The sequence below is a fragment of the Mesorhizobium sp. A623 genome (genome assembly GCF_054489405.1).
Genome location: NZ_JBTMXB010000013.1, coordinates 127,795 through 152,663 on the forward strand (window position 1 = coordinate 127,795; position 24,869 = coordinate 152,663).

The following is a 24,869-nucleotide window of genomic DNA, read 5'->3' on the forward strand; positions in this document are numbered from 1 at the left end:
AGCTTGCCAACGGAGGTCGTTGGAACTTTGCGCTGCGTGGGCGATGCTGATCAAGAACTCGGCAAGGCCGTTATTCGAGAACGCTAAGTTCGGGAACGACATGATCCACACGGGTACGGCAACGCGCGGAGTTTAGAAATTTTCCTGTGCAAATTCTGGTCGGAAATGGCGCGGTGGAAGAAACGAACTCCCCGGCTCAAGCTCCTTCAGCCACTTGACCTGGTCGCCCTTCAGACCACCGTTCCGTCACGCCTATGCGGATGTTAATGACTGTTTGTACAATACTTGTGGTTTTAACTAGATTTGGCCTGAATGCGGTTAATCGTGATGTCGTCCTCACGGGTCAATCTTTGGAGGTGGGCTTAGTTGGCCCATGACAGCAACTGAGAATGTCCGCGAACGGGCATTGTGCCATTTTTGCTAGAGTGCGATTCGTCGGGCGGGCATTTTGGAGAGTTAAAATGCGATTCGAATCCGCGCTGGAACTGCAAGCACTAATTTTTGCCCAGATTTTCAACTTCATCGAACTGCCGGCGGTTGCCGGCCTGGATAAGGCGAGGCCGGGCCTTTTCCTGGATCCGATGCTTCTCGAGACTAAATCGGGGCGGCCGAGGAAACCATCCCGCCGCCGTGCCAACGACATTGCGCTCGGCGTCACCGAAGGCGTCAACGGCGACGCCAGGCTCGCCGTGCTCGTGCAGAACCGCAACAAGGTCCAAAGTGCGGTTGTGGAGGAGATCGTCGGCATCGCCAGGGGCGAGGCCGAGGTGCTTTATATCGGTCGCCAGAGGCCGCTCTGGACGACGACGCGAAATGATCCCGTCAGGCTCGGCGTGAGTATTTCGCCGACCACCGTTGCCTATGCGGGCACGCTCGGCTGCTTCTGCCGCGACAATCTGAGTGGCCGGAACGCCATCCTCTCGAACAATCATGTCCTGGCCGACGTCAACAGTGTCGCCGTCGGCACTACGATCATGCAGCCCGGCGCACGCGACGGCGGCAAGCCGGGCGAGGATGTCATCGCCGAGTTGATCCGTTTCGTGCCGATCCAGTTCGGCGGTTTTCCGAACCGGGTGGACGCCGCTGTTGCCGCGCTTACTGACCACGGCCGCGCCGAAGATCATGCGACACTCTACGACAATTCCAACGATCCCGCTCCCGCCATGACCCTGCAGCCGGGCGCGTTGGTCGATGCTGCCCCGGGCATGACGGTGTTTAAGACTGGCCGGACGACGCGTCATACGCGCGGTCGGGTGCGCGCAGTGAACGTCAACAACTATCTTGTAGATGTCGGCGTGGGTGTCGCCCGCTTCGATGGGCAAGTCGTCATCGAGACCGACATGACGCGGCAACCCTTCAGCAGGCCCGGAGACAGCGGATCGCTCATCGTGGACGAAGAGGGTCGTCCGGTCGGGCTACTGTTTGCCGGTTCGGCGTCCGGCGGCACCGGAAACCTTGGATTTGCGGGGGCAAACCCTATATCATCGGTTACGGAACAACTCGGCGTGACGCTGATATAGGGACCGCATGGCCGCCACGAAGCACTCGATGGAGCAGGCACGCGAAATCCAGAAAGCCTTCGAACAACAGTTCGGTAATCGGGAAGGGCTTCTGGGGGTCGGCATCTGCTTGAATCCTCGCGAGGACGATCTCGCACTCAATGTCTCCGTTTCCCGCAGACCGCAGGCGATCAGCTTGCCGAAAATCTTCGACGGGCTCGAGGTGGTAGTCGACGTGGTGGGCGTCATTCGCACGTACTGATCCCGTTTTCCACCCATTCCATCGCGTGCCAGAAAATCATCGAAATCCGGGCGTGCAAGGAAGGCTTTGAACTGATCGCCGAAGTAGGCGCGAACTTCGTCTTCCGCCGCACCGCCTCTGCGACCAGCTCTTCTCTCCCGTTGATGACTAGAAGTATGTCCTCGGCATCTCAGCTGAAGAGGATATCGTTGCGGTCAGCCCTGCGAAGGGCTCCAGCCAGCCGATGGAATGACGTTGATCATCCAAGGGACGCCGAACCTATCGACCAGGGAGCCGAAGCCGGGCGACCAGAAGGTCTCGCCGAACTGCATTACCGGCTTGCCGCCTTTAGACAACTGATCGAACCAGCGCTGGGCTTCTGCCTTGTCCTCAGTGTGCAGGGTAACGTCGAAGCCGTTCTTGGGCTTGTCGATGTTGCGGGCCCATTCGACATCCATGTCGGCACCCATCAGCGCCTGGTCGCCAACCTCGAGCCAGCAGTGCATCAGCCAAGTCTTGTATTTCTCGTCGGTAATCGGCATGCCGGGCGGCGCATCACCGTAGGGCATGGCGGCGGTGATCTTCCCGCCCAGGACCTTGGCGTAGAAATCGAACGCTTCGCGGCACTGTCCCTGGAAGCTCAGACTGGTCACGATCTTCATGATCTTCTCCTCTTTGTCGTCGTTGTTGCTTGCATGGCGACGGTCAGGCGTGGGCCGCCTCACAACATCTCTCTGTGCCCGCGCCTTCATATTCGTCGCGGCGGCGGATCCAGTCTGGATTGTCTGCCTCGTTGCGGCCCTTCGGCGTGATGTCGAGATAGTGGCTGGCACCGATCAGCAGGTCGAGCCCGCGCGCATAGATGGACTGGGTGAGTAAGATATCGCCGGCCTCGTCCCGGTAGAACACACTGACGCCGGGCAGTTCTTCGCTGTGGTAGCGCGGGTCGACGGTGATCGTTCCAAAATTGTAGTCGTTCCGACCGTTTTCGACCTCGGTCGGCCTGAAGGTGATGTGGAAATCCTGATTGAAGTCGCTGCGGCCCGAGGAAAGCCAGGGAAGCTCCAGCCCATGCGTTCCCTGTAGGCTGTAATCTTCTGGATGGGCGCCCGCGAGACGGCGACGATGGAAACGTCGTGCCGCTCCAGATGCGGCCGTGGCCCGTCGATATGGTCGGCCTGGAAGGAGCAGCCGACACAGGCAGCCTCCCAGTCGGGATGGTACATCAGGTGATGGACGATGAGCTGGCTGTTGCCGTCAAAGAGGTCGCCAAGCGTTCTTTCGCCTTCGGCTGTGTCGAAGATATAGGCTTTCTCGACCCTCAGCCATGGCAGCGCCCGCCGCTCGGCGGCAACGAGGTCGCGCATCCGGGTCAGCGCCTTCTCGGTCTTCAGATGGGTCTGCTGGGCCTTGAGCCATTCCTCGTGGGAGACGACCGTGTGATGATGCGGCATCATATCCTCCACAATTGACGCCCCCAATTAACGTTGATATCAACGTAAAGATTACACGGATGTCAACCCCTCAGATGCACCAGCCGTTCGACCTTCCCTTCGAAACCACACTGCACGTGCGTGATGCTTGCCTATGCTTGCATGCGCAGCGGGCGGCGCGTGCTCTCGCACGCCGTTTCGACGTCGCCCTGAAACCCTACGGCATCACCAGCGGGCAGTTCTCGCTGCTCATGTCGCTCAACCGGCCGGAGCCGCCGAGCCTCGGCAGCGTGGCGGTGTTGTTGGCGATGGACAGGACGACCCTGACTGCCAATCTCAAGCCACTGGAGCGTCGGGGCCTCATCGAGACGGCAACCGACCCGAAGGACAGGCGCGCGCGGCTGCTGCGGCTGACGCCGGCCGGCCGTGCCGTTCTGGTCGAGGCCGTGCCGATCTGGCAGCATATCCATACAGAGATCCAAGCGGCGCTGTCGGCCCCGGATCGTCTGCGCTCCGAACTCAACCTCCTGTCGAAAACCTGACAATCAGGGCGGCGTGGATCAACCGCAACCATCACAATCACTCGATCGTACTCCGCTGGGTGAGCAATAAGGACACGGTGGCCGCGCAGGTCGCCGCAGTGATCCACCGTCACCCCTACAAGGTGACCGAACTCTACATCGATGAAGTGGGCGTAGCCCAGCACTGGCGCCGCAAGGGGCTGGCGACGGCCTTGCTCATCTGTATGCTCGACAGAGGGCGTTCGCTTGGCGCACGAGAAGCGTGGGTTGGGACCGAGCCCGGCAACACCGCCGCGACGTTTATACAAAAGCTTGGGTGGAACAGAGGCTGAACGTTTCGTTATGTACATGCTGCCAATTGAGCACGATCGATCTGAATAGAATAATTGTCGTCCAACGTGCATGAGGGCAGTGTTCAGACACTCGATTACATGAGGACTTATCTGGTTGAGGTTGAACTGAACAAAATGCTGCAAATGACAGTCGGCGTCTGCCGGCCCGCCATACGGCGGTTTGCATTTGAAACCGTTCGCCGGGCGGGCTGTGAGACCGCATGGTGACGATGCCATGATTAGTCCGGTCTTGCGGCCTGGATTGCAGGTGAGCACCGCATGGGAAACAGCCGGATGCTGCCGCAGCGAAAGCCGACGAGCCTGTCGCGCTGCTTGGATGCCGATTGGCCTTGGCTGCCCGGCGTCTGCATCGGCTTTCGAGACCTAAAGCTGATTTTCGCCAACCTTCGGCCAGTAGGTGCCGAAGGACCAGACGTTGCCTTCCGGGTCGCGGCAGATGAAGTCGCGGCTGCCATAATCACGGTCGACCGGTTCCTCAAGTATTGTCGCGCCAGCCGCCATCGCGCGAATATAGAGCGCGTCCGTATTATCCACCGCAATATAGACGGACTTGCCAGCATTCTCACCTGGATCGCCCACCATGCTGCCATATTGGTCGTCGCGCACTTGGCCAAGCATGACAATAGACGAGCCGAGCGCGAGTTCGGCATGATGCACCTCGTCTTCCTCGCCATATCTGACGCGTAGCGTGAAGCCAAAAGCCTGCTGCAGCCAGTCGACCATCTTCGCCGCGTTGTGGTAGCGGAAGGTTGGATAGATGCGTGGAGCTTCCGTCGTTTCGGCCATGATTGTCCTCCTCTGTTCGAACCGATACGCCATGTTGGCACCATCGGCTCGCAGCGTATTGAAGGAATGTTACCTGCGACGATCAGGCCGCGCGCTTTTGCCAGGCGGCCGGGCTTTCTCCGGCGAATTCGTGGAACTCGCGCACCAGATGGGCCTGGTCGGCATAACCGCATTCGGCCGCGATCTCGGCCCAGCGGCCACTTGTTGCCCGCGCGAGCGCAAGCGCCCGGTTGAACCGCACCATGCGCGCGACCGCTTTCGGGCCGATTCCGATCTCTTTGCGAAAGCGTTCCGCAAGGTGCTTGCGGCTCCAGTCCAGCCTTTTGGCGATGTCGCCGACGCGCACCGGGCCTTGGCCCCAGAGGATATGCTCGTAGGCCCAGGTGATGGCCGGGCTGACAGGCGCGGCGCGCTGGAGCCTTTCGCGCACGAACGCTTCAGTCAGGTGAAGCCGCCTGTCCCAATCGGGCTCATCGCCGAGCTTCTCGCGCAACACTGCGATTTCCCGGTCGGCAAGGTCATCGAGCGGGACCATCCACCCGGAGATCTCGTGCATCGGCAACCCGAAAAAGCGGTAGGCGCCAAGCGGTGTGAAGTCGATTTGCACGCATTCTGCGCCGCCGGTTGAATTGATCAGCACATGGCCGGGATAGAGACCAGAGGTGAAGCTCGCATAGGTATCCTCGCGCGTCGGCGCGCGTCCAAACGCAATTTCGAAGGGCTCGCCCCAACTGATGACGAGCGGCACCACCAGCGCGGCCATCTCGACGGAATGATGAAGCGCGCGGCCGCTCTCGCGATAGCCGGTAATTCGGTCCACCAGGCCGGTTAATTCGGGATGACAGAAATGGCGGCGCAGGAAGGGCGGGCTGCACTTCCTAGCCTCGATCTTGATGCTCTCCCGCTGTTCTGAAGCCATGAGCCACGTCCGGGTTCCCTGCGGCAATAGTAGGCCAAGCATCTCCATCTGCAAAGGCTACGGCGTTCAGCCCGCTAAGGTTGTATCGCTTATCGAGATGGCCGACGGCCGTGACCGCCGCCGACGAGGCATCGGACCAAGTAGCACCCCGGAAGGCTCCGTATCGTGGTATCTGCTCGATGAGAACGAATGAGCGAGTCGGGTGGCCGGGCAATGAGAATGTCCGCGGTTGGCGCGCAAAGGCTGATGATACAAAACTACGATTGAGCGCCGTGACCCTTTTCGAGAAGCGTCGTGACGTCGAGCCACACCCGCAACTGTCATATGCTTGGTACGTGCAGCCAATTCGGCTGCAACGTCACTACCGTTTCGACTATTCATCATCTTTTTGGCTTCTGTGATATCGCGCCGAGGCGCACTTTGACGGTGTCGGTGTCCGGCGAGTAAGTAACCGTGAGAGGCAGGGTGAACTCGAGGACACGCTGCTTGGGCTTGGGCTTGGGCTTGGGCTTGGTGCTTTCCGGGCCCGCGAACCCGCCGACGGGCCTGCTCAGCGTGTCTGATTTCGACCACCAGCTATCCCAGGGGCCACTTTGGGAACCGCCAGCCCCGTCGAAATTAACACCGCACGCAATGACGCGCGGATCGCAGGCTAGGTCGGCGACGCGCACGGCCCAGTTCGAGTTGCGGACTTTTCCGTAGAAGTGGACGCCGATCACTTTTCCGGTGTCGAGGCTGATCATGGCTGAGCCCGAATTTCCGGTCAGCGTTGAGATGTCGTGTCCATGGCTGGCAACACTCTTGGCATAACTCTTGATGGATCCATCGACATTGATGATCCCGGGTTGCAGGCGCTTGACGCCAAGCTGATCGCCAAAGACATCGCGCTGGTCATCCATGTCTTCGGCAGGATTGTAGGCTGGGTAGCCGACTAACGCCACTTGCGTACCGATCGCGGCGTCGGCCGGGTTCGACGCGATTTTAAGCGGCTCGATCCCATCAGGCAGGTCATCCGTTTCGATCAGCGCAATATCGAAATATGGATGGATCAGGATTGCCCGGTTCAGGCTGACGGCCGAGTGCGGTTCCGATGGCGTAGCCAATTCACCGTTGAAATCGACGACAGGCGCAGCCTCGGGAGTGAAGCCGATCGCCTGGCTTGCTCCTACGCCCAGCACAAAATTCTCGGCGACGTGTCGGTTAGTCATGATGAGGTTATGGCCAACGCAGAAGGCCGTCCCGACGAACTCTCCCTGGTTTTCGATACGACCGACCGACGGGATAGCCGAGATCAGCCGCGCCTTAACTGTGGCGTCGTTAAGCCGGGCCCAGGCCGCATGCTCAACCGCATCGTAGCCGCCATTGACGACAAAAAAAGCCGGCCGCAACTGCTTGAGCAGGATCGTCTGGGCATAAGCGATCTGGGGTTGCGTCAAAGGCTTGGCGGTTTCGATGCGCTCCACGACTTCGTCATGTTCGATCGGTTGCGTTTTTGCCTGGATTGCGGCGGGCAGGGCATGTGCTTTCGACGGACGTCGCAAGCAGTCGCGAAGACTTTGTCCGGGCGGAACGAGCCGCCGGACCAGTTGGACCACCCTTTGACTTTCAGCTTTCGTCATGGGATCATCGCTCTTGCGGGGCGCAGCATAGTTGTAAAACGTGGCCAGGTCCAATGGCTGACCGTTCCCGAGCGACTGTCAGTGCTGTCGAGGCAAGGCGAATTCGCGCTGTGCTGGCCGAGTTTGTTTCGGGAACCGGTCGCTCAAGTTCTATTCAATTTCGGAATTTTCCAGACGTCGCCCTTGAGGTGAAGGCGCGGGCGATCCCCGCTGCTCACGAGGCATCTGCCGCTGCGCGCGTGGCGGAGGTGTTCAGGTGGCCGGCCTGGCTGAAGGATCCTGCCGTGCAGGCGATTGGCCTGGGCTCCAAGATCAAGGATGGCGTCGATCTTGGCAGGCCGGCCTTCCGTGTCTATGTCGACGAGAAGCGGCCGCTGTCCGACATCGCCAATCCAGTGCCGAGAGCGCTCCCGACTAGCGTCGCCGAAGTTGAGACCGATGTCCTGCCCGTGGGCGCCATCCGCCCCCAAGCTTTTCCAGACCGGCTGCGGCCGATACGCCCGGGCTGCAGTATCGGGCATGTAGCCGTGACTGGGGGCACGCTGGGTTGCATCGTGCGCAAGCGCGCAGGTGGCCGGGAGCGTTACATTCTGTCCAACGCCCATGTTCTGGCCGCATGGCGTAACGCCACGGTTGGCGATGCCATCATCCAGCCAGCCATGGGTGATGGCGGTTTGGCGAACGGCGATCGCATCGCGAGCCTTTCAGAGTTCGTCGAGTTCGACGACTCGCAGGAAGGTTTTCCAAACCGGGTCGACGCCGCGATCGCCGCGATCAACTTGCCGGACGTCGCCTATCAACTGGCCATCTGGCAGGCCGACAAGGCGCCCAAGGCCGTCGTGAAGCGGCTGCGCGCCGGTATGAAGGTTCAAAAGGTAGGTCGCTCCACCGGTCATTCCTGGGGCAAAATCGAGGATACGGCGTGCCAGGTGATCGTTCCTTACGTGGATCCCCGTAACGGTACCGAGGTGCGGCTCATGTTCAGGGACCAGATCATGTGCACGGTCTTCACCGACGATGGCGACAGCGGTGCCCTGGTCCTCACGTCATCGGGCAAGGTGGCGGGCCTGCATTTCGCCGGAACGGCGATGAAGAGCTTTTTTAACCCCATTCGAGCGGTGTTCGATGAACTGGACATAGAACTGGATACGTGATGGCGGACCGGAAAGACGTGCTGAGGGCGATCAAGCAACATGGGGATATGCTCAAGCAGAATCCAAATGTCGTCGGGTTCGGCGTGAATAGCGAGGACGGCAATGCGGCGCTGGCCGTCTACGTCTCGGGAGACACGGCCACGGCCAGCGGCGCAGAAGCTTCGTCGATACCCACAGAGGTGACGATCGATACGAAAAAGGGGGACGGGAAGGTGGCTGTCAGGGTCATTGATATCGGAGGGAAGCCTGAATTGCGTTGAATGTATTTATTTGACAGGGAGGCTTCGGTATGAACTAAGATGGCGCCCGCATAAATGAGATGTAATAAAATAGATTAGAGTTTTATTTATCAGTGCATGAATTATCCACGGCAAGCGAGAGGGTTTGCTTTGTTTACATTTGCACGTCTGATATTTTTCATTGCGCTGCTCGCCTCGTGTCGAGCAGCGATGGCGGCTGAAACAAAGGTGCCGCAGCACACACCAGCCGGCCCAGATAGTGAACTCACGGTCTTAGCCGTCCAGCCGGCAGCGCCTGATTGGTGCGCCTCGATTAGCGTCTCGGGGACGTCCAAACGGGTAGTGTGTGCGGATGTGATCGCGCTCGACCAGGCGCTGATCTACAACCGTTTTGGGTCCTTCAACCCCTTCGGCATGATGTATTCACTGCGCCGGGATGTGGTCCCTTCCGATGTAGCGCCGCAAAGGTTCGACGCCGACGCTTGTGACGAGACGGACGGAACCGACGAAACGTTCATCCGCGATGGTCTGTCGACTGGGATCGACAAGGTGTCCCTGACGCCCGGAGAAGTAAGACTGAAGGATTGCAAGCGGCCTCGACCGCTGGTCCTGCGCGCTAGTGTCGGCGACATACTGCATCTGCGGATGAGCAATCTCCTGCGCCCCGAGCAGCCCGGGTTCTCGGAGACCTTTTGCCGCCAGGGCGGCCGCAATACGCAAGACCGCTTCAAGGATGGAAATCTCTTCAATCTCATACGCAACTGGGTATCGGATGGGGACGAAAGCGAATTGATGCACGACGAGGTCGCCTGCGCGTCAGGCAGCGCGGCCCAGGAGCAAGCAAATCCGGCGACGCCTGAGTTCGATTGGCCGCGCAGCCGAGGCCTCAACTTCTCGATCCAGGGCCTGACCTCCGTTGACGCGAGCGGTGCGGTAACGGACCAGATTGAAGCCGCCTGCAAGGGTTTGAGGGCGGTCGAGCCGGGAGCGCCGGCGATCGACTGCTACTATCAGATCGATCGGGAAGGGCCGTATTTCATGACAAGTAACGCCGCCCCGGCCGGCGGAGAGGGCGATGGCGGCTCGATTGCCCACGGTTTGTTCGGCGCTGTCGTCGTGGAGCAGGCGGGCACGTCCTGGTTTCGCAGCCAGATTTCGGCCGGAGCGTTCCGCAAGCTGTGGACGCCAAAACTGGCAGGCAACGGTGCGTCGCCGCCTCGCCATGCAATCGGCCTTGCGAACCTGCAAAGCCCCTATACTCAATATGCCGATCTGGCCAGCGCTGAGCAGGCAAAGGCCTCGATCCTCAGCATGGTCCGTTACCGCGGCGAGAATGCCTTCGAACTGATCCATTCGGACCTCAACGCGATCATCTATCGCCCGGCAGCCGGCACATCGGCCGCTGTGAATTTCCGCGAGTTTTCCGTATTCTTTCACGACGAACTGAAATCCTTCTTCACACGGAATTTCGAAGAACTCAGCCGCTATGGCGAAGGCCAGTTCGCCGGCGTGCGCGACGGATTTGCGATCAACTACGGATCGAGCGGGATGGGCACGCTGCTGCTGGCCAACCGCAAGGGCATCGGCCCTGCCGCCAATTGCCAGGAATGCCTCTACGAGGAATTCTTCCTGACCTCATGGGCAAATGGCGACCCCGCGCTGCTTGAACAGTTCGGCGACGATCCATCAAACATCCACCACTCCTATCTCAACGATCAGGTGGTGTTTCGTAATTTCCATGCCGGGCCGAAGGAAACGCACGTCTTCCATCTTCACGCGCATCAGTGGTTCGCCGGTAATGACCCAAACAGGGGCACTTATCTCGATTCGCAGACGGTCGCCCCGCAGCAGGGGTTTACCTACAACATCTACGGCGGAGGGCTCAGCGTTTATCACAAGGGTGAGGCGGGCAAGGCGGGATGGTACGAGACGCTCGGGTCGGGGAACCGCAACCGCACGATCGGCGACTCGATTTTCCATTGCCATCTCTATCCCCATTTCGCGCAGGGCATGTGGGAACTGTGGCGCGTCCACGACGTGCTGGAAGACGGTACGCGCAAGCTGCCGGACGGCCAGCTCAAGCCTGGCCTGTCCATCGAAGAGGCGAGCGCCGCCGACAAGCGACTGAAGCGGCCGGGATCGGTGGATCCGCAGACTGGCGCATGGATCGCCGCCGATGCAGGCGGGGCGGCCCGTGACGTTGGCACTCCCATTCCGGCGATCGTGCCGCTGCCTGGCCATGCCTGGCCGCTGCTCGCCACCTATTCGGGCGAGATATCACTGAGCGCCCAGCGCAACGAGTTGGAAATTCCATCGTCGTCAGCAGCGCCCGCGCAGATGGTGTCGATGCCCGGCTATCCCTTCTATATTGGCGGCCGCCCGGGCCATCGTCCGCCGCAGGCGCCGAACGACATCGCCCGGGCAACCGATGCTGCCGGCAACGTGTCCGACGAGTTCTGGGATGGCGGGCTGCCGCGACACGTCTTGACAGATGATGCCGAGCGCAAACCGACCTTCGACCTGCCCGAGAACTTCCCGCAGCCGATCGGCGAGGTCGATCGCAAGACGCGCGAACGCCAGCAATCGCAGGTAATCGCCAAGGCACTCGCCTTGGGCGATATGACGGCACATCTGGAAAGCGCCAAAATCAGAACGCTGCCGTATGACGGCAGCGAAATCGAGAAGACTGGGATGGCCTTCCACCACAATGGCCGCATCGACGGTAGCGGCGTTCAGCTCAATCTGCGCAAGGCGGATGGCACGCCCGCCAGCTTCCAGACCGATCAGGGCGGTTACCCCTCGCTGATCGGCACCGCCACAGCGGGTTTGTTCCCGGTGAACGGCGCGCCGCCGAAGCCGGGCGCACCCTTTGCGGATCCGTGCGGCGCGCCGGATGGTTTCGCGCAGGCGCGAGCAACCCTCTCGGGTGGGCAGAAGACGTATGTCTTCACCAAGCCAGCGAGCGGCGGCGGCACCACGGATTTCGAGATCATGGTGGACAAGCGGGCGGTCCCGAGCGGGCCGCCAGCTACTACCGACCTTATTCCGGCCAAGGACGAGCACATCTCAAACTGGACGACGTGGCGGCGAACGGACAAGATTCCGGATGAGCAGGGCGAACTCATGGACCGGCCGCAGCGGCCCAAGCTCTATTACATCGAGAACGGCTCGGTGACGCCATTCCCCTTCGACACGGCCATCTCGATTGCCGAGCCGGACCCCTTCATGCAGACAGCCGCATCAAGCAGTATCTTCACCTCCGATCCGGCGGTGGTTGGCTTCCGCCGGTATTCTGGTTCTGCGGTTCAACTCGATCTTGTGACCAATCGCGCCGGCTGGCACGATCCGCAATCCCGCATCAACGTGCTGACTGCCAATTCCGACCGCTACAAGGACGGCGCCCCCGGTAATAATGGCCGCATCTCACCTAAGGTAAGCTCCAGCGAAGAACCCTTCTTCTTCCGTGCGCTGTCGGGCGAGTGCATCGAATACCGGCACACCAACGAGCTGCCGAAGGACCTTCAACTCGACGATTTCCAGGTGAAGACCCCGACCGATACGATCGGCCAACACATCCATCTGGTAAAGTTCGATGTCACCTCCTCCGACGGCTCGGGCAACGGCTTCAACTACGAGGATGGCACGCTGGCAGCCGATGAAATCGCCACCCGCATCTGTGCGGCAAAGTCGGCCGATCCGACTTCGGTATCAGCGAACCGCGCGCCGGGCGAGGCAAAGATTCGGGAATTCCCGGGCCTCTGTGTGGCCGACCCCGACATACCCGGCCATTGGAAGGTTAGCAACACCTATAAGAACAGGATTTGGCGGCTGAAGCTTTCGGAATACCGCGATCTTTTCCAGACCACTGTGCAACGCTGGTTTGCGGACCCGATCCTGTCGAGCACCCGTGAGGATGGCGAGGGCGAGGCCGACCGCACGCTGAAAACCGTGTTCAGCCATGATCATTTCGGCCCGTCCTCGATCCAGCAGCACGGCTTCTACACGGCATTGGTGATCGAGCCGCAAGCATCAGAGACATGCACGACAGGTCCTGAAAAAACCTGCACCGCGCGCCGCAAGGACCGCGCAATGGTGGTCGCCACGGATATTGACGTCGGTACAGTGCGCAACATCATCGACAGGGACGCGCTTGATCAGGAAAACAGGAGCTATCGCGAGTTTGCTTTGGCGGTCGCCGATTTCGCCACCCTCTACGATCCGCGTGACAGGATGACGAAGTCGCAACTGTTGGCAGCCTTCCCGACCAAGGCAAGTGACAGCCGGCCCGGCGTCGAAGTCGCTGAAGCGGCCGAAGACATCTCAGGCATGGCAACGCTGGTGTGCGAGGCAAAATATGCGATCGTTGGCCAGCCGGGCAATATGAAGCGCTATTGTGCCTCGGTGCTTGAGCATGACGGAACCAACTGGTTCGCGCCGGCGGGCGACGCGCCGCCGGCATGGGCGGCGGCCGGCAAGCCCGGCGATTCGATGGCGCACCGGGCCGACCTACTTTCGTTGGTTGCGGCGGACGAAGTCAGCGCGCTTGGCAATTACCTGTTCTCCTATCGCAGCAGGGCGGCGGGCTACGCCACCGATGGCGTGCAGCTTGCCAAGCCGGTCGCCGCGCCGCGACGACCGGAGTCGATCTCGGTCGACCACCACGATCCTTATCTGGTCAACTACCGCGGCGAGCCTATTCCGCTTCGTCTGGGCAGAAGCAGTACGGCCGGTTCCGATTGTGCGCTCAAGCCGCTCGATCATTGGGTCGCAGCACTTCAGGCCGGCGTTAACGAACGCTGCAGCATCGACATGCAGAAGGCCGGTCCGGCCGGTGACATGGCGAGCCTTTTCCAGTCGAATGACCACGGCGATCCTGTAACACCTGTCATGGAGACCTATTCGAGCGACCGTGTGCTGTTCCGGCTGGTTCAGGGCGCACAGGAAGTGCAACACAATTTCACGCTGGAAGGCTACAACTGGCCGCGCGACATCGACCAACGCTATCCGGCCGGCATGCGGCCGTTGGAAGACAACTCGCCCAAGGACACCTTGGCCAAGGCCTGCGAGAGCGAAAAACTGCCGGCAATGTCGTCGACGATCAGCCGTTCCGGCCACGCTGATCAGTATGCTCGCTGGGTACGGGAAGGAGCCGGATCCGAAAAATTCGACATCGCCGACCAGGATTTCTGGAAGGCTTACGAACAGTTGATCGCGAACTGCTTTAACGCGGCCGGTCACATTGTCGCCCAGGAAGTGGGCATTTCGGAGCATTTCGAACTCGCCGGCACGTACCGCAACGATTTTGCCGGCGCAGAGCGGGCGAGGCCCGTGAATATGGCACGAGCGACATCCGATGTTGGGGCGATCAACGACAAGACGCCGACGGACACGCTGCAGCATTTCGGTTCGGTCGACTCGCTTTGGAACGGAGCCTGGGGTCTGCTTCGCGTCTACAAGGACGAGAAGGCGGCCGACGGTAGAGAAATCGCGAGTTGCGTGCGCAACGCCGACCTGTCGACCGACGCCGGTCGGCAGGCGACGCTCCAATGCTTCGACGAAGCCAATAAGATCGGCTCGCGCTTGGCAACTCTGGAACAGTTGGAACACTCCCGGCCAGAGGGGATAGCAATCCCGCGCATCAAGACTGAGGCCATCGCTTGCAAATACGATGCGCCGGTCGTCCATGCCGCCGCCGTGGCAATCGAGGCGCGCACCGTGTTCGGCAAGAACTTGTCGACCATCGGGGACGAGGGGACGGGTTACGGCAAGGGTCTCTACGACCGCAACGGCCTGTTCTTCGCTCTGGTGGACACGAGGGCTATCGCCAGCAGTTCGGCCCTGTCGGACGACGCTTATCTCAGCGATCCGTCGAGGTGGGGCAAGGTGCCGCTGTCGAGGATCGTCAATGCCATCCGGCAGACCTACACGCGCCCCGAGCCGTTCGTTCTTACGGTGAATGCGGGCGATTGCGTCAAGCTCACCATTGTCAACGCACTCAGTGACTACGCCGGCAGCGGAGGGCTGAAGGACGACCTTGGTGATGCATGGATGCCGCGCATTGTTCCCCTTAACACCGAGCCCGAATGGAGCGGCGGTGAGCCCTATCGTTCCGCCGATCTAGGCCTTGATCCCGAGGAGAAGAACATTCCGCTGCGCTATGAACAACTCGGCCAGGCTCAATTACGCGGATCGGCGCGGCTGGCGGTTCTTCTGCCTCTTCCGGCGCTGAACTTCCAACAGCGTATCGCAAGACCGTTCGGTTATAACGCTACCGGTGCTCTGGCAGGCGTGCGCTTCTCGACGGACGGCAGCGGCGTGCCGACGCAGAGCGAGTTGCAACACGTCAAGTTGGCGGCGGATAACGGGCTCAGCCTGTGGAAGCAGCGCTCCGGCCAGATAGAGCAGATGATATTTTATGCCGGCCGGGTCGGCACACCGAACGACTTCGACATCGTCGATACGCTGACCGACAGCGCGGGCAGCGGCTCTCAGCACTTCGTGAATTTCAAAGCGCGGTTGCTCGACCTGCTCGGCAATCCACTGAAGGGTGGAATCGCCGAACTGGGCGACAACCAGGTTTTCGTCGCGCCGTTCGCCAGCAGCCAGGCGACTGCGCTGCCGGTCTACTATGGCGGGCATCCCTTCCAGCTAAACATGCTGGAGCCTGGCGCGGCGACCTCGGAGGAATTGGGCGGAGCGATCGCGCGGCTCGGCGGCACAGCCAAACGTACGTCGTTGCAGACGCAGATCGAGGCGCTCTGGCTTGGTTACGCCGAACGCACCATCTCGGGTCGTTTGCATTTCATTCCCTATGCTTTCGGCTCGCTACCGATCAAGTCGGCGGGCGATGTGATCGGCCATCCCTTGCACGGCTTGATCGGTGCAATCAACGTGGCGCCACAGTCGGCGAGTTTTTCTGCAGGGCGAACGATCATCCAGGACACGCGCGACGAGCCGCTGATTGCGGTCGGATGCGCGGAGGCCAAGCTCCTCGATCCGCGTGCCTGCACCGTATCGGTGGTAACACCACGCCCTGTCCAAAACGGCGTGGCGGAAGCCGGCTGGCAGACCGTATCCGAGGTGACGTATCCGGAAGGAACGGCCGCGCACACCATCCGCGAGTTCACGCTATTCTGGCAAGATGGGCTCAATTTGCGCGACAAGGCGACTTTCGATCGCTTCATGCCGTTAGGCAGCGTCGGTGCGCCAAAGCTCGTTGCCGACTGCAAGATCTGCGACGACAGCTACGATCTCGGCGACGAGGCCGTCAACTATCGCAGCGCTCCGTTCAACATCCGACTACGCGGCGAGCCGGGTGTCGTTGAGGCAGCCGAGGGCCATTTCGACCTCAACGCGTATCAGTTCGGGCCGGAATTCTTCGCGCTCAGGCCGAACGAGGCCGGCCTCGGCAAATCGCCACAGCCCCACATATTGCGCGCTGAGGCCGGCGAGGAGGTCGTTGTCCACGTCATTCATCCGGGAGGGAGAGCGCGGCAGCGCACCTTCGTCACCATCGGCCAGGATTACGACGACCTCTTCCCCGGATTTGGCTTTCCTCATTCGGCGCTGCTCGGGCCCGGAAAGGCGGTGACGGCATCACTGACCAAGAAGATGCAGTTGGGTTGCTACCTTTGGCACGACGGCCCGACGCACCTGCGCGCGGGCGGTGTCTGGGGCCTCCTCGACGTAGTGCCGAATGGCCAGTTGGACGATCTATCCGTGTCGTCCTGCGCGCGTCGCCAGGCGGCAAACTGAGGCCGGCGCGGTGTGGCGCCTGCCTCACGTTCTCCGACGCTTGGGTCAAATAGCCTTTGGCTCCGTGGTATTGTTGGCGCTGTCACCGGCTGCCGCTCTGGCCCAGGACAGTGCCAGCTTGACGGCGAAGTTGACGCTGACGGACATGACTGGGCGAGTGATCTCGCACCCCAAGCATGACGAGCCCATCCGTTTGCAGGTGGATTTGGCCGACGTCGTGACCGGGCGGCCTCCCACCGGGCTTCAACTCAGCGGCTGGATCCGTCGCGCTGACCGTATCAACCGTTCGTGTGAGGAGGAGGCACAGGCTTTTCGGGTGACACGATCGATTGCACTGGGTGCAATCGATCTCAACGGCGTGGTCATCGCCGTTCTGAACGAAGACTCCAGCCTTGGCGTGATTGACCCAAAACTCGATGGCCAGCCGGCGAATATGCTGGGCGCCGCAGTGCTGGGGCGCATGCCTGACGATTTCGAGATTGATCGCGCCGCCTTGCGCGCACTGCTTAGCTTTGCCGATGAAGGCATTGTCGAAGAAGTTTCCCTGGCCGATGGCGCACGCAAGATTATCGCTTCGGGGTTGAAGCGCCCCACCTCCCTCATAGCCACGCCAAACGGCGAGATCTGGGTCGCCGAAAAGGATGGCATCGGCCTGCTTGGTGTCGACGGCACCGTTTCGAGCAGGCTAGCAATTAGAGGAGGCAATATCGAACTATCGGCACCGAAGACGGGGGCCAGTCTCGTCGGGGCGGTGTCGGAATCCGGCTCGGTACTGGTCTTAGATGGATCGACTGGCCGCATAATTTTCGAGGGCAATACGAGCGGTGCCGTCGCGGCCGCTACCTTTTTGGACGACGAGGGCCTGCTAACACTCGGGCCGGGGGAGAACGCTGCTCAACTGCGCTACCTCGATAATTTCTCCGAACAACTGACCATCCCGCTTGGATTTGCCGCGAACCGGCTTGCGGTCAGTCCCGATCGCCGTATCGCGCTCGCCTTTACTCCGGGGTTACCCGCGCTCTCGATCATCGACGTCGCCACGGCCAGGGTTGTGCAGACGGCCGAGCTTCGCGATGCGACGATCGCGGAAGTGGCCTTCACCGATCGCGCCGCTTTCATTGCCACGCGTGAGGGTGCCTATCTCGCCGTCCTCGATCTAAAGTCCGTGAAGGCTGGCTTGGCCGCGACGCTGCGGCCGGTGCCACTTGGTGGCAAGGGTGGGGGTTCAAAGGGCGAACGCCGCCTACTTGTCTCCATGCTGCCCGCTCCGCAAGCGCTAGTTGTCGATCGCGACAACCACACGGGCTGGATCGTCCCCGAACTCGCCGCGGTCGGCAATATGCCCCCGATGGAATCGACGAACCTACGCGGCGGCACGCCGCTGCAGGTGCATGTGGTCGACCGCAGCTTCCGCGAGATTTCGGCCGGCCGGTTCGAGACGGTAACGCGCATCGGTGCGGGCGGCCGTTACGAACTTGTGCTAACGACGGGTGTCTTCGGATTGACCGTCTGCATGCAGTTCGAGGTGGATGGACCTGGTGGACCGTCGCCGATGAAACTCTACAGGCTTGCCGTCGATGAAACGGGCGACACCCCTACCTATCGATCGGGACGAGCGGAAGACATCACGGTCGTGTTGAGCGGCGAGGACGATCGTAACCTCGACGTGGATGTGGTGCGGCTGCTGGTGCCGAGCCTCACTTCGTCGTGGTCGACCGAGGTCGTGGCACGGCGTGGAGCCGATGGCCGGTTACGGGCTACCGTTACCTTCCCACATCCCGGAACATATGCAATCCAGCCCGTCGGCATGCCCAAGGGCTGGAGGCTGAAATCAACGCCGACCGTGGAGGTTGCGTCATGAAAGCTTTCCGGCGTGCGGGATTGCCGATCATTCTTAGTGCCGTGGTTTGTGCAGTCTTGGCCGGCGCTGGGCTCAACCATGCGCTTTCCGGCGCCACAACCGACCAGCCGCAAGCATTTTCCGAACGCGCGATAGTGTTGCCGAATGTGGCGTTGGTGGACCATGAGGGGAAAGCGCATCGACTGCTGAGCGAGATCGCGCAAGGGTCCATCATTGTTATCAATTTCAACTATACGACCTGCGAGTCCATCTGCCCCGTCGGGAATGCTTTGATGCAGATGGTGGACCAGCATGCTCCCGCGAGTTTCGCCAAGCCGGTCAAGCTTCTCTCCATCACCATCGATCCACGCAGGGACACGCAAGAGGTCATGAGCAAGACTGCGTCCGAATTCGGGCCAAGCAGCCGCTGGCTGTGGTTGACCGGCGAACCTCGCGACGTCGACGCGGTGCTTCGGAGCGCCGGGGCCAGCACGCCGAATATTGAGCTGCACACGCCGCTCTTTCTTGTTGGCGACGCCGAGCGGGGCGTGTTTTACAGCATCCGCGCTCAGCCAGATGTCGAGGACATTATCGAAGTCCTGGAGAGGCTCTCCAGTTGATCCTGCCGCTTCTGTCAGCCGGCCTCATCGCTCTGCTCGTGGGTTCGGCCTACGCAGACCCCGTTGAAGTCGGTAGGCAAGTGTTTGAGGGGATAGGCGACATGCCGGGTTCCGTAACCATCGGTGAGACGGCGCTCGGAACTTCGCCAAGTAAATTCCCTTGTCGCGGCTGTCATGGTCGCGATGGCGTCGGCGGAAAGGAAGGACGCGCTTCGCCGATCGTCTGGGACGTTCTTGGCTGGCCGACCGCCAGTCGTCCAGCCTATGATTTAGCGGCTTTCCAGAGAGCTTTGCGCGATGGGCTGGGACCCGACGGTAGGGCGCTCGATGCGACCATGCCACGCTACGACCTACCTCTTGAAGTCGTCGACGGGTTGCGCGCCTATCTGGAGATATTGCCAAGCTTGGACAAGCGTGGCGTGACGGCACGAAGCATTACCTTCGGCGTTGTCATTCCACCCGACAATCGCACACCAGCAGAGGCCTATTTACATGCCCTCAGCGAGGCCATCCAGCAGAGCATGGGCGCAGGAAAACTGTTCGGCCGCGACGTGCTCATACGGCCACTCGTCGGGGATACAGAGGTCATCCTTGACGCTGCCGAAACCGGCGTCGCGGCGGTGGTCGGCTTGGTGCCGTCGAGGCAATTGACAGTTGAGTCCTTTGTACAGCGCGACGTGCCGGTGCTGTTTCCGCTGGCGCCGCTCGCTGGCAATGAGGATGGCGGGCGCGTGCGGAGCTTTTTGCCGAGCCTCGACCAAACCTATGAAACACTTCTCGATGAAGCGATCCGGCGCGGCGCCCGCAGGATCGCGGTCATCGATCTTGGCGGCGGGCACCCGAGCAAAGGGCTTTTGCGCTCACGCGATGATGTCGAGATCAAGGTGACGGATTTTGCGGCGGAGGATGGCTGGGCCGACGCGGCCGTTCTGATCGGCACTGAAGAGGCGCGGGTACATTCCGTCCTGGCCGCGCTGCCATCACCCACCGACCTCTACGCGATTGCCGGGCAACTGCCGAGCCTGCCGGCAATGGCGCGTGAGCGCGGACTTCCTCTTGTTCTCGCCAACCCCTATGCGGCACTTACTCGAGAAGACAGCCCCGATCTGTTGCGGCGGCATGCCCGGCGGGCCGCCGCATTGTTGAAATTCACTATCCTCGCCTCTGGACACAGGAATGCATCGAGAACTTCTCTTGTCGCAGCCTTCGACAAATCCCAGTTTGCCGAACAGGACCTGGATTTTATGCGCTTTCCGCTAACGGGGACCGACGAGGTCGGATTCCTGAGTTCTAAATAGCTGGCGCGATGTTCGGGATACGGGGGAGATAGGATGTCCTGGATGGCGCCCGATAGAACTTGTTCGAAGTAGGTCTAAGTTTGGTGCATATGCACACTACAGTTTGACCATGGACGGCAGGCAATGGTGTGCCATCGCTACCGATGCGGGTTCGAACTCGCGGGCGTAGAGGGGGCTGTCCTCCGGACTGTTCGGGGCATAGTCCTAGGATTGGGGAGAGTTTCGACCGGACCTCGATCGCTTGGCTCTACGGACAACGCAGATGCGAAATAAAATTACGTTCATCAGAAACAGAAGTTTCGGCTGCTGCTCGGACCTTTCGACTTGATCGAGCTTTTCCAACAGCTTCTGAATCCCGTTGTGCTCATCGAACGGGACGGAGAGGGCCGGGGGGGGCGCGGAGATGTCGTTCTCCCTCACGCATGATCTGTTCACTGAGCACTGCGACCCATCTCACTTTACACTTCCGAATGTTTCCGACGCTCGATCCTTGCCCCAACGCTATGCCCTCGCAATCGTTCCATAGGCTAGGATTCCGACTTTTCTCCGAGCCGAGGGACGACGACCCGGCACCAGGCGGGAGGAGGGTGGCGCGAGCACTGGGCGAGACACGCGGCTCGCAGATCCTCTGGAGTATCGTTTTGGGGCTGGGCGAGGGGACCCCGACGTCACATGTCGATCTAGGCGGGTTCGTCGAAGTCCTGCCCGTCCCTGCTCCCTCCCTGCGAAGATCAATGAGGCCCCGCTACAGCGACGATAACTACCACGTATCGCAACGCCAGCCTTATCGGGAGAGGAAATCGTTGCTCAGTGAACTGTTCGACTTCTGATTGCCGGTCACAGCACTTCGCCGGGATAAGCACCCCACAAGCGTGTCTGTTTGACGAAGCCAGCCATTGTATCGACTGCGATTCTGCACCATTGCCCGTCGCAGCGAATCAGTTCGACAGGAATTTCAGGTTCGAGCCAGGCCGTGACGGGGCCGTCGGCTGTGGAATTTTTGCGCAGCGCGATATTGTTCCTGTCCCAAGGGGCTGTTACCGCCGTCCTGCGCCCGGATAGGAGCGGGCCGTAGATCCATCCACTGGTTCCTTCCCAATCCCGCACGCGACGCCAATTGCCATATTCCTGATAGATCTCGAGCGGTATGCCCGGACGAACGAAGGTCCATTCGATTTCGTATTGAACACTTGGCCCGATACGAAGATTGGCGGGCGAACCTTTCAACGAGACAAAACGGGGAAGAGGAAGGGCACTGGCCTCGGCTCTGAGGCTAATCGGCGTTGTTAAAAGCAGCGCGGTGATGAAGCCGCAATAAAAGATGGCGCGCATGCGGTATCCGGCATGGCTGACACCCTGGCGGGTTGACGAAAGCTCAGGGGTTTGCGTCGGATCTGAGCAGCTCACAGGGAATTCATTCTCGATTCCTAAATAGATCGACGATTATGGTCGACCGAATATGGCTCAGTGCTCACATAGCGGTATGAAGATTGACGGAGTGTAAGCATGAGATTTTTTCTATTGCCGGCATCCACCCGCATCAGAACGTGCTTTTCCGCGATGGACACGCAGGATGGTGCGGCGTGGTCCACCACGAGTAGGCGCAGAGCAGGTGATCTACCAGCGACAGGAAAGGCCGTTCTGGTTCTGATCGCGATGCTGTCGGCTTCGGTGACCTTTATCCAACCCGTGCAAGCGGAAAGCCGCATGTGGGTTGCGGCCGATAATGCGAAGCGGCGCAGTTGCCCGTCGATGGAATGCGGCATTATCGGTAGGTTATTCTTCCGCGAGACGGTCGTTGTCTATGAGACGAGCAAAGGATGGTCACGGGTGTCAGGCTATTCAAACGCCGGCTGCTATGAAGAACAGTCATCCTTCGTTCAAGCAGGGCGCAACGACTGCAGCGAGGAGAATGGCATTTCGGACGGCGAGTTTGCCATTTGGGTGAAGTCGGATTCCCTCGCCGATCAAAAGCCGGGACGTATTCCAGAGGTTCAGGGATCGGACGAGACGATTTGATCTCTCGCGTTAGGAATGCCTTAAGCAATTCGTAACGGTGGCTGCCTAGTTTCGCACCCTCGCGGCCGGCTCGTTCGGCTTCAGTTCATGAAGAGCGGCGACGGGCGGGCGCGTGCATCAGTCATTGAAGAAGTTTGCCGGGCTGCCGGCGTCATTGTCGAAAGCCATTCTGGGGCTTCTGGTTACGGCGGTGTTGTGCGTCGGGGCCGCTTCGACGGTAGAAGCAAATCCCAGATATGCCGGTATTGTCATCGATGCGAAGACCGGCAAGACGCTTTATAAAAACCATGCGGACGCGCCGCGCTATCCGGCTTCTCTCACCAAGATGATGACGCTCTATCTTACCTTCGACGCGCTCGAGAGCGGCCAGATAACAAAGGGCACGAAGATACCGGTGTCGCGCAACGCAGCCAACGAGGTTCCGTCGAAACTGGGACTGAGGCCTGGCCAGACCATTACGGTGGAGCAGGTCATCCTGGCCCTTGTAACGAAATCCGCGAATGATGCCGCGACTGCTATCGGCGAGTTCCTTGGCGGTTCGGAGGCCGGCTTTGCGCGCATGATGACGGAAAAGGCGCGCCAGCTGGGGATGAATTCGACCACTTTCAGGAACGCCAACGGATTACCCGACAAGGCGCAAAAGACGACCGCGCGCGACATGGCGCGCCTCGGTATGGCGCTACGCGATCATCATCCTCGCTACTATGATTACTTCACCACCAGATCCTTCCGGTACAAGGGCCGGCGTTTTGGCAACCACAACAAGTTGCTTGGTCGGGTCAAGGGCGTCGACGGAATCAAGACCGGCTACACCCGCGCATCAGGCTTCAATCTCGTCTCGTCGGTCGAAATACGTGGCCGCAGCCTTGTTGCCGTGGTGATGGGCGGCCGCACCGGCAGGAGCCGCGATGCCCATATGAGGCGCCTCATCAGCCGTTATCTGCCGAAAGCTTCCAGCGGGCGCGATCGTTTCCATATCGATCGCGGTGGCGATAACGCTCTCATTGCCTCATTGGTCCCAGCCGGCCGTATCCCGCTCCCCACCTACAAACCGGCGCGTGAAATCGAGCCGGAACAGGTTGCTACCATTGAAGCAATCGGGGACGCGAGCAGCGTCGCACGAGTGGACTCGCCTGACGATATCGATTTGGTGAGCACCGCTTCGACGCGTGACAATGAATGGGTCATCCAGATAGGGTCTATGCCAGACCAGGAGGCCGCACGCGAAGTTCTTTCACGGGCGGCTCGCAAGGCGCCGCGACTGCTTGCCGACGCCTCGGCCTTTACCGAGAGCTTTACAATGGACGGCAAAGTATATGTTCGCGCCCGATATTCCGGTTTCGACGCCAAGTCCGAAGCGTGGGGCGCTTGCGGCGTCCTCAAGCAGAAGAATATGGATTGCTACGCTCTGTTCCAATAGATCGGCGGCGCCCTAGTAGGGCAATCTGGCTATTATTACTGGTCGAAACCCGGCGAACTCGATTCTGTAACCCGATAAGTATAGCTTCAAGATCGAGGATTTGCCGCGAACGAATGGAGGCTCTGGCCAAAACTGCGGTATCAAAGGATTCTGGCGTGGGGAATTTTGACAATCCGGAAGTAGAAGGTTCGTTCAATGGCCTTGGCGAGCACCTGCCTGCCGCTGATAGAGACGTGGTTTCGGCGCTGACCAGTTCCGCGCTTTCGGCCGCCCACCGTTTCTGATGGCGCGCCGACCAGCATCACGGAACCAGGCTGACAACGATCTCCTCATCGACATCAGGGAGTTGACGCCTGGCGAGCTACGCGTGGCGGCCGCCATTCTGGCCAACGGCATGCTCGACAATCCATTGCATGTGGAAGTGTTCGGGACCGATCCGGGGCGTAGATATCGACGCCTACTGTGCTTCCTTGGTCATCTGGTTGCCTACGTCCAGTCGAATGGCGAAGTGCTGGGCGCATATATGCAGGGTGAGATGATAGGTGTTCTGGGCATGATCAAACCTGGCCGCTGTCGTCCAGCACTAACGGATACACTGCGTTTTGCCGGCGTAATCGCGGCTAGCAACCCACCGGTCGGGGTATTCCGTATCCACCGCTGGCTGAGTGTTTGGGCGCGTAACGATCCGGCCGGTCCGCACTGGCATATCGGTCCACTGGCAGTGCGGCCGGCGTGCCGGCGGCAGGGTATCGGACGACATTTGATGGTGCGTTACTGCCAACGCATGGACGCGCTCGCAGCCACCGCCTATCTTGAGACAGATCTGGCAATCAACGTGGCCTTCTACGAGTCGCTCGGTTTTGTCGTGATCGGACATGAAACGGTGCTAGGCGTGCCGAGCTGGTTCATGACCCGCCCACCATCGTGCGGTGCTCCGGCTGATCCGCCTGCGTTGCCAGACGGATGATTTCACTCTTTTCCATGATATTCGTTTTTAAGGTCACCCACTGGGTCATCCTGGGCCCGGTCCTCTCCGCTTTCGCATGGGGGCCAATGATCTCAGTGAATAGCCCCGTGTTTTGTAGACGCTCCCAGGTTACGTTTTCTGCTGCCGTTCGAATTCGACGGGCGACAGCATCCCGTTTCTCACGTG

At 60.4% G+C, this 24,869-nt stretch carries 19 protein-coding genes and 1 pseudogene; 14 read left to right on the forward strand and 6 right to left on the reverse strand.

What is annotated here, in order from left to right; genetic code table 11:
• Positions 1-461 precede the first annotated feature (461 nt).
• Positions 462-1,520: a trypsin-like peptidase domain-containing protein gene (locus ACX3P1_RS15580; RefSeq protein ID WP_459080493.1), complete on the forward strand. Its 1,059-nt coding sequence runs from the start codon at positions 462-464 to the stop codon at positions 1,518-1,520.
• Between the two features lie 7 nt (positions 1,521-1,527).
• Positions 1,528-1,761 (forward strand): hypothetical protein, encoded by a 234-nt coding sequence (locus tag ACX3P1_RS15585; protein ID WP_459080494.1) that lies wholly within the window; start codon positions 1,528-1,530, stop codon positions 1,759-1,761.
• Between the two features lie 194 nt (positions 1,762-1,955).
• Here ACX3P1_RS15585 and ACX3P1_RS15590 read toward each other — a convergent pair whose 3' ends face one another.
• On the reverse strand, positions 1,956-2,402 hold the full coding sequence (locus ACX3P1_RS15590) for a VOC family protein (protein WP_459080495.1): 447 nt from the start codon (positions 2,400-2,402) through the stop codon (positions 1,956-1,958).
• Between the two features lie 43 nt (positions 2,403-2,445).
• Positions 2,446-3,194 (reverse strand): annotated as a pseudogene (locus ACX3P1_RS15595) (DUF899 domain-containing protein).
• A gap of 59 nt (positions 3,195-3,253) precedes the next feature.
• Between ACX3P1_RS15595 and ACX3P1_RS15600 the strand changes: the two are divergent.
• Both ACX3P1_RS15600 and ACX3P1_RS15605 read left to right on the forward strand, forming a co-directional pair.
• A complete protein-coding gene (locus ACX3P1_RS15600; protein ID WP_459080496.1) occupies positions 3,254-3,715 on the forward strand; it encodes a MarR family winged helix-turn-helix transcriptional regulator in 462 nt (153 codons plus the stop codon).
• Positions 3,716-3,774: 59 nt separating this feature from the next.
• On the forward strand, positions 3,775-4,026 hold the full coding sequence (locus ACX3P1_RS15605; protein WP_459080497.1) for a GNAT family N-acetyltransferase: 252 nt from the start codon (positions 3,775-3,777) through the stop codon (positions 4,024-4,026).
• A gap of 384 nt (positions 4,027-4,410) precedes the next feature.
• Here the strand turns inward: ACX3P1_RS15605 and ACX3P1_RS15610 are convergent, their stop codons facing one another.
• The 3 genes from ACX3P1_RS15610 to ACX3P1_RS15620 form a co-directional block, all read right to left on the reverse strand.
• A complete protein-coding gene (locus ACX3P1_RS15610) occupies positions 4,411-4,833 on the reverse strand; it encodes a VOC family protein (RefSeq protein WP_459080498.1) in 423 nt (140 codons plus the stop codon).
• A gap of 82 nt (positions 4,834-4,915) precedes the next feature.
• Positions 4,916-5,752, reverse strand: coding sequence for a helix-turn-helix domain-containing protein (locus tag ACX3P1_RS15615; protein WP_459080499.1), 837 nt, complete (start codon positions 5,750-5,752; stop codon positions 4,916-4,918).
• Positions 5,753-6,132: 380 nt separating this feature from the next.
• The gene (locus ACX3P1_RS15620) at positions 6,133-7,425 is read right to left on the reverse strand and encodes a trypsin-like serine peptidase (protein WP_459080500.1); all 1,293 of its coding nucleotides are present in this window, start codon (positions 7,423-7,425) and stop codon (positions 6,133-6,135) included.
• Here ACX3P1_RS15620 and ACX3P1_RS15625 point away from each other — a divergent pair.
• The 6 genes from ACX3P1_RS15625 to ACX3P1_RS15650 all read left to right on the forward strand — a co-directional run bounded on the left by ACX3P1_RS15625 (position 7,425) and on the right by ACX3P1_RS15650 (position 20,277).
• Positions 7,425-8,525: a trypsin-like serine protease gene (locus ACX3P1_RS15625; protein WP_459080501.1), complete on the forward strand. Its 1,101-nt coding sequence runs from the start codon at positions 7,425-7,427 to the stop codon at positions 8,523-8,525. The two genes, ACX3P1_RS15620 and ACX3P1_RS15625, sit on opposite strands and share 1 nt — an antisense overlap.
• Positions 8,525-8,785, forward strand: a complete 261-nt coding sequence (locus ACX3P1_RS15630; protein ID WP_459080502.1) for a hypothetical protein — start codon at positions 8,525-8,527, stop codon at positions 8,783-8,785. The genes ACX3P1_RS15625 and ACX3P1_RS15630 overlap by 1 nt, the downstream gene beginning before the upstream one ends.
• Before the next feature lie 189 nt (positions 8,786-8,974).
• A complete protein-coding gene (locus tag ACX3P1_RS15635) occupies positions 8,975-16,519 on the forward strand; it encodes a hypothetical protein (protein ID WP_459080503.1) in 7,545 nt (2,514 codons plus the stop codon).
• A 118-nt stretch (positions 16,520-16,637) separates the two neighbouring features.
• A complete protein-coding gene (locus tag ACX3P1_RS15640) occupies positions 16,638-18,380 on the forward strand; it encodes a hypothetical protein (RefSeq protein ID WP_459080504.1) in 1,743 nt (580 codons plus the stop codon).
• Complete coding sequence (locus tag ACX3P1_RS15645; protein WP_459080505.1) at positions 18,377-18,979, forward strand: SCO family protein; 603 nt, start codon at positions 18,377-18,379, stop codon at positions 18,977-18,979. Before ACX3P1_RS15640 ends, ACX3P1_RS15645 begins: the two co-directional genes overlap by 4 nt.
• A gap of 335 nt (positions 18,980-19,314) precedes the next feature.
• Positions 19,315-20,277: a hypothetical protein gene (locus tag ACX3P1_RS15650; protein WP_459080506.1), complete on the forward strand. Its 963-nt coding sequence runs from the start codon at positions 19,315-19,317 to the stop codon at positions 20,275-20,277.
• Between the two features lie 837 nt (positions 20,278-21,114).
• On the opposite strand, the gene ACX3P1_RS15655 is transcribed toward ACX3P1_RS15650, so the two are convergent.
• Positions 21,115-21,609: an SH3 domain-containing protein gene (locus tag ACX3P1_RS15655; RefSeq protein ID WP_459080507.1), complete on the reverse strand. Its 495-nt coding sequence runs from the start codon at positions 21,607-21,609 to the stop codon at positions 21,115-21,117.
• Between the two features lie 174 nt (positions 21,610-21,783).
• Between ACX3P1_RS15655 and ACX3P1_RS15660 the strand changes: the two genes are divergently transcribed.
• The 4 genes from ACX3P1_RS15660 to ACX3P1_RS15675 all read left to right on the forward strand — a co-directional run bounded on the left by ACX3P1_RS15660 (position 21,784) and on the right by ACX3P1_RS15675 (position 24,683).
• Positions 21,784-22,296 (forward strand): hypothetical protein, encoded by a 513-nt coding sequence (locus ACX3P1_RS15660; protein ID WP_459080508.1) that lies wholly within the window; start codon positions 21,784-21,786, stop codon positions 22,294-22,296.
• A gap of 112 nt (positions 22,297-22,408) precedes the next feature.
• The gene (locus ACX3P1_RS15665; protein WP_459080509.1) at positions 22,409-23,716 is read left to right on the forward strand and encodes a serine hydrolase; all 1,308 of its coding nucleotides are present in this window, start codon (positions 22,409-22,411) and stop codon (positions 23,714-23,716) included.
• 155 nt (positions 23,717-23,871) lie between these two features.
• The gene (locus tag ACX3P1_RS15670) at positions 23,872-24,000 is read left to right on the forward strand and encodes a hypothetical protein (RefSeq protein ID WP_459080510.1); all 129 of its coding nucleotides are present in this window, start codon (positions 23,872-23,874) and stop codon (positions 23,998-24,000) included.
• A gap of 83 nt (positions 24,001-24,083) precedes the next feature.
• On the forward strand, positions 24,084-24,683 hold the full coding sequence (locus ACX3P1_RS15675; protein WP_459080511.1) for a GNAT family N-acetyltransferase: 600 nt from the start codon (positions 24,084-24,086) through the stop codon (positions 24,681-24,683).
• The last annotated feature ends 186 nt before the right edge of the window (positions 24,684-24,869 follow it).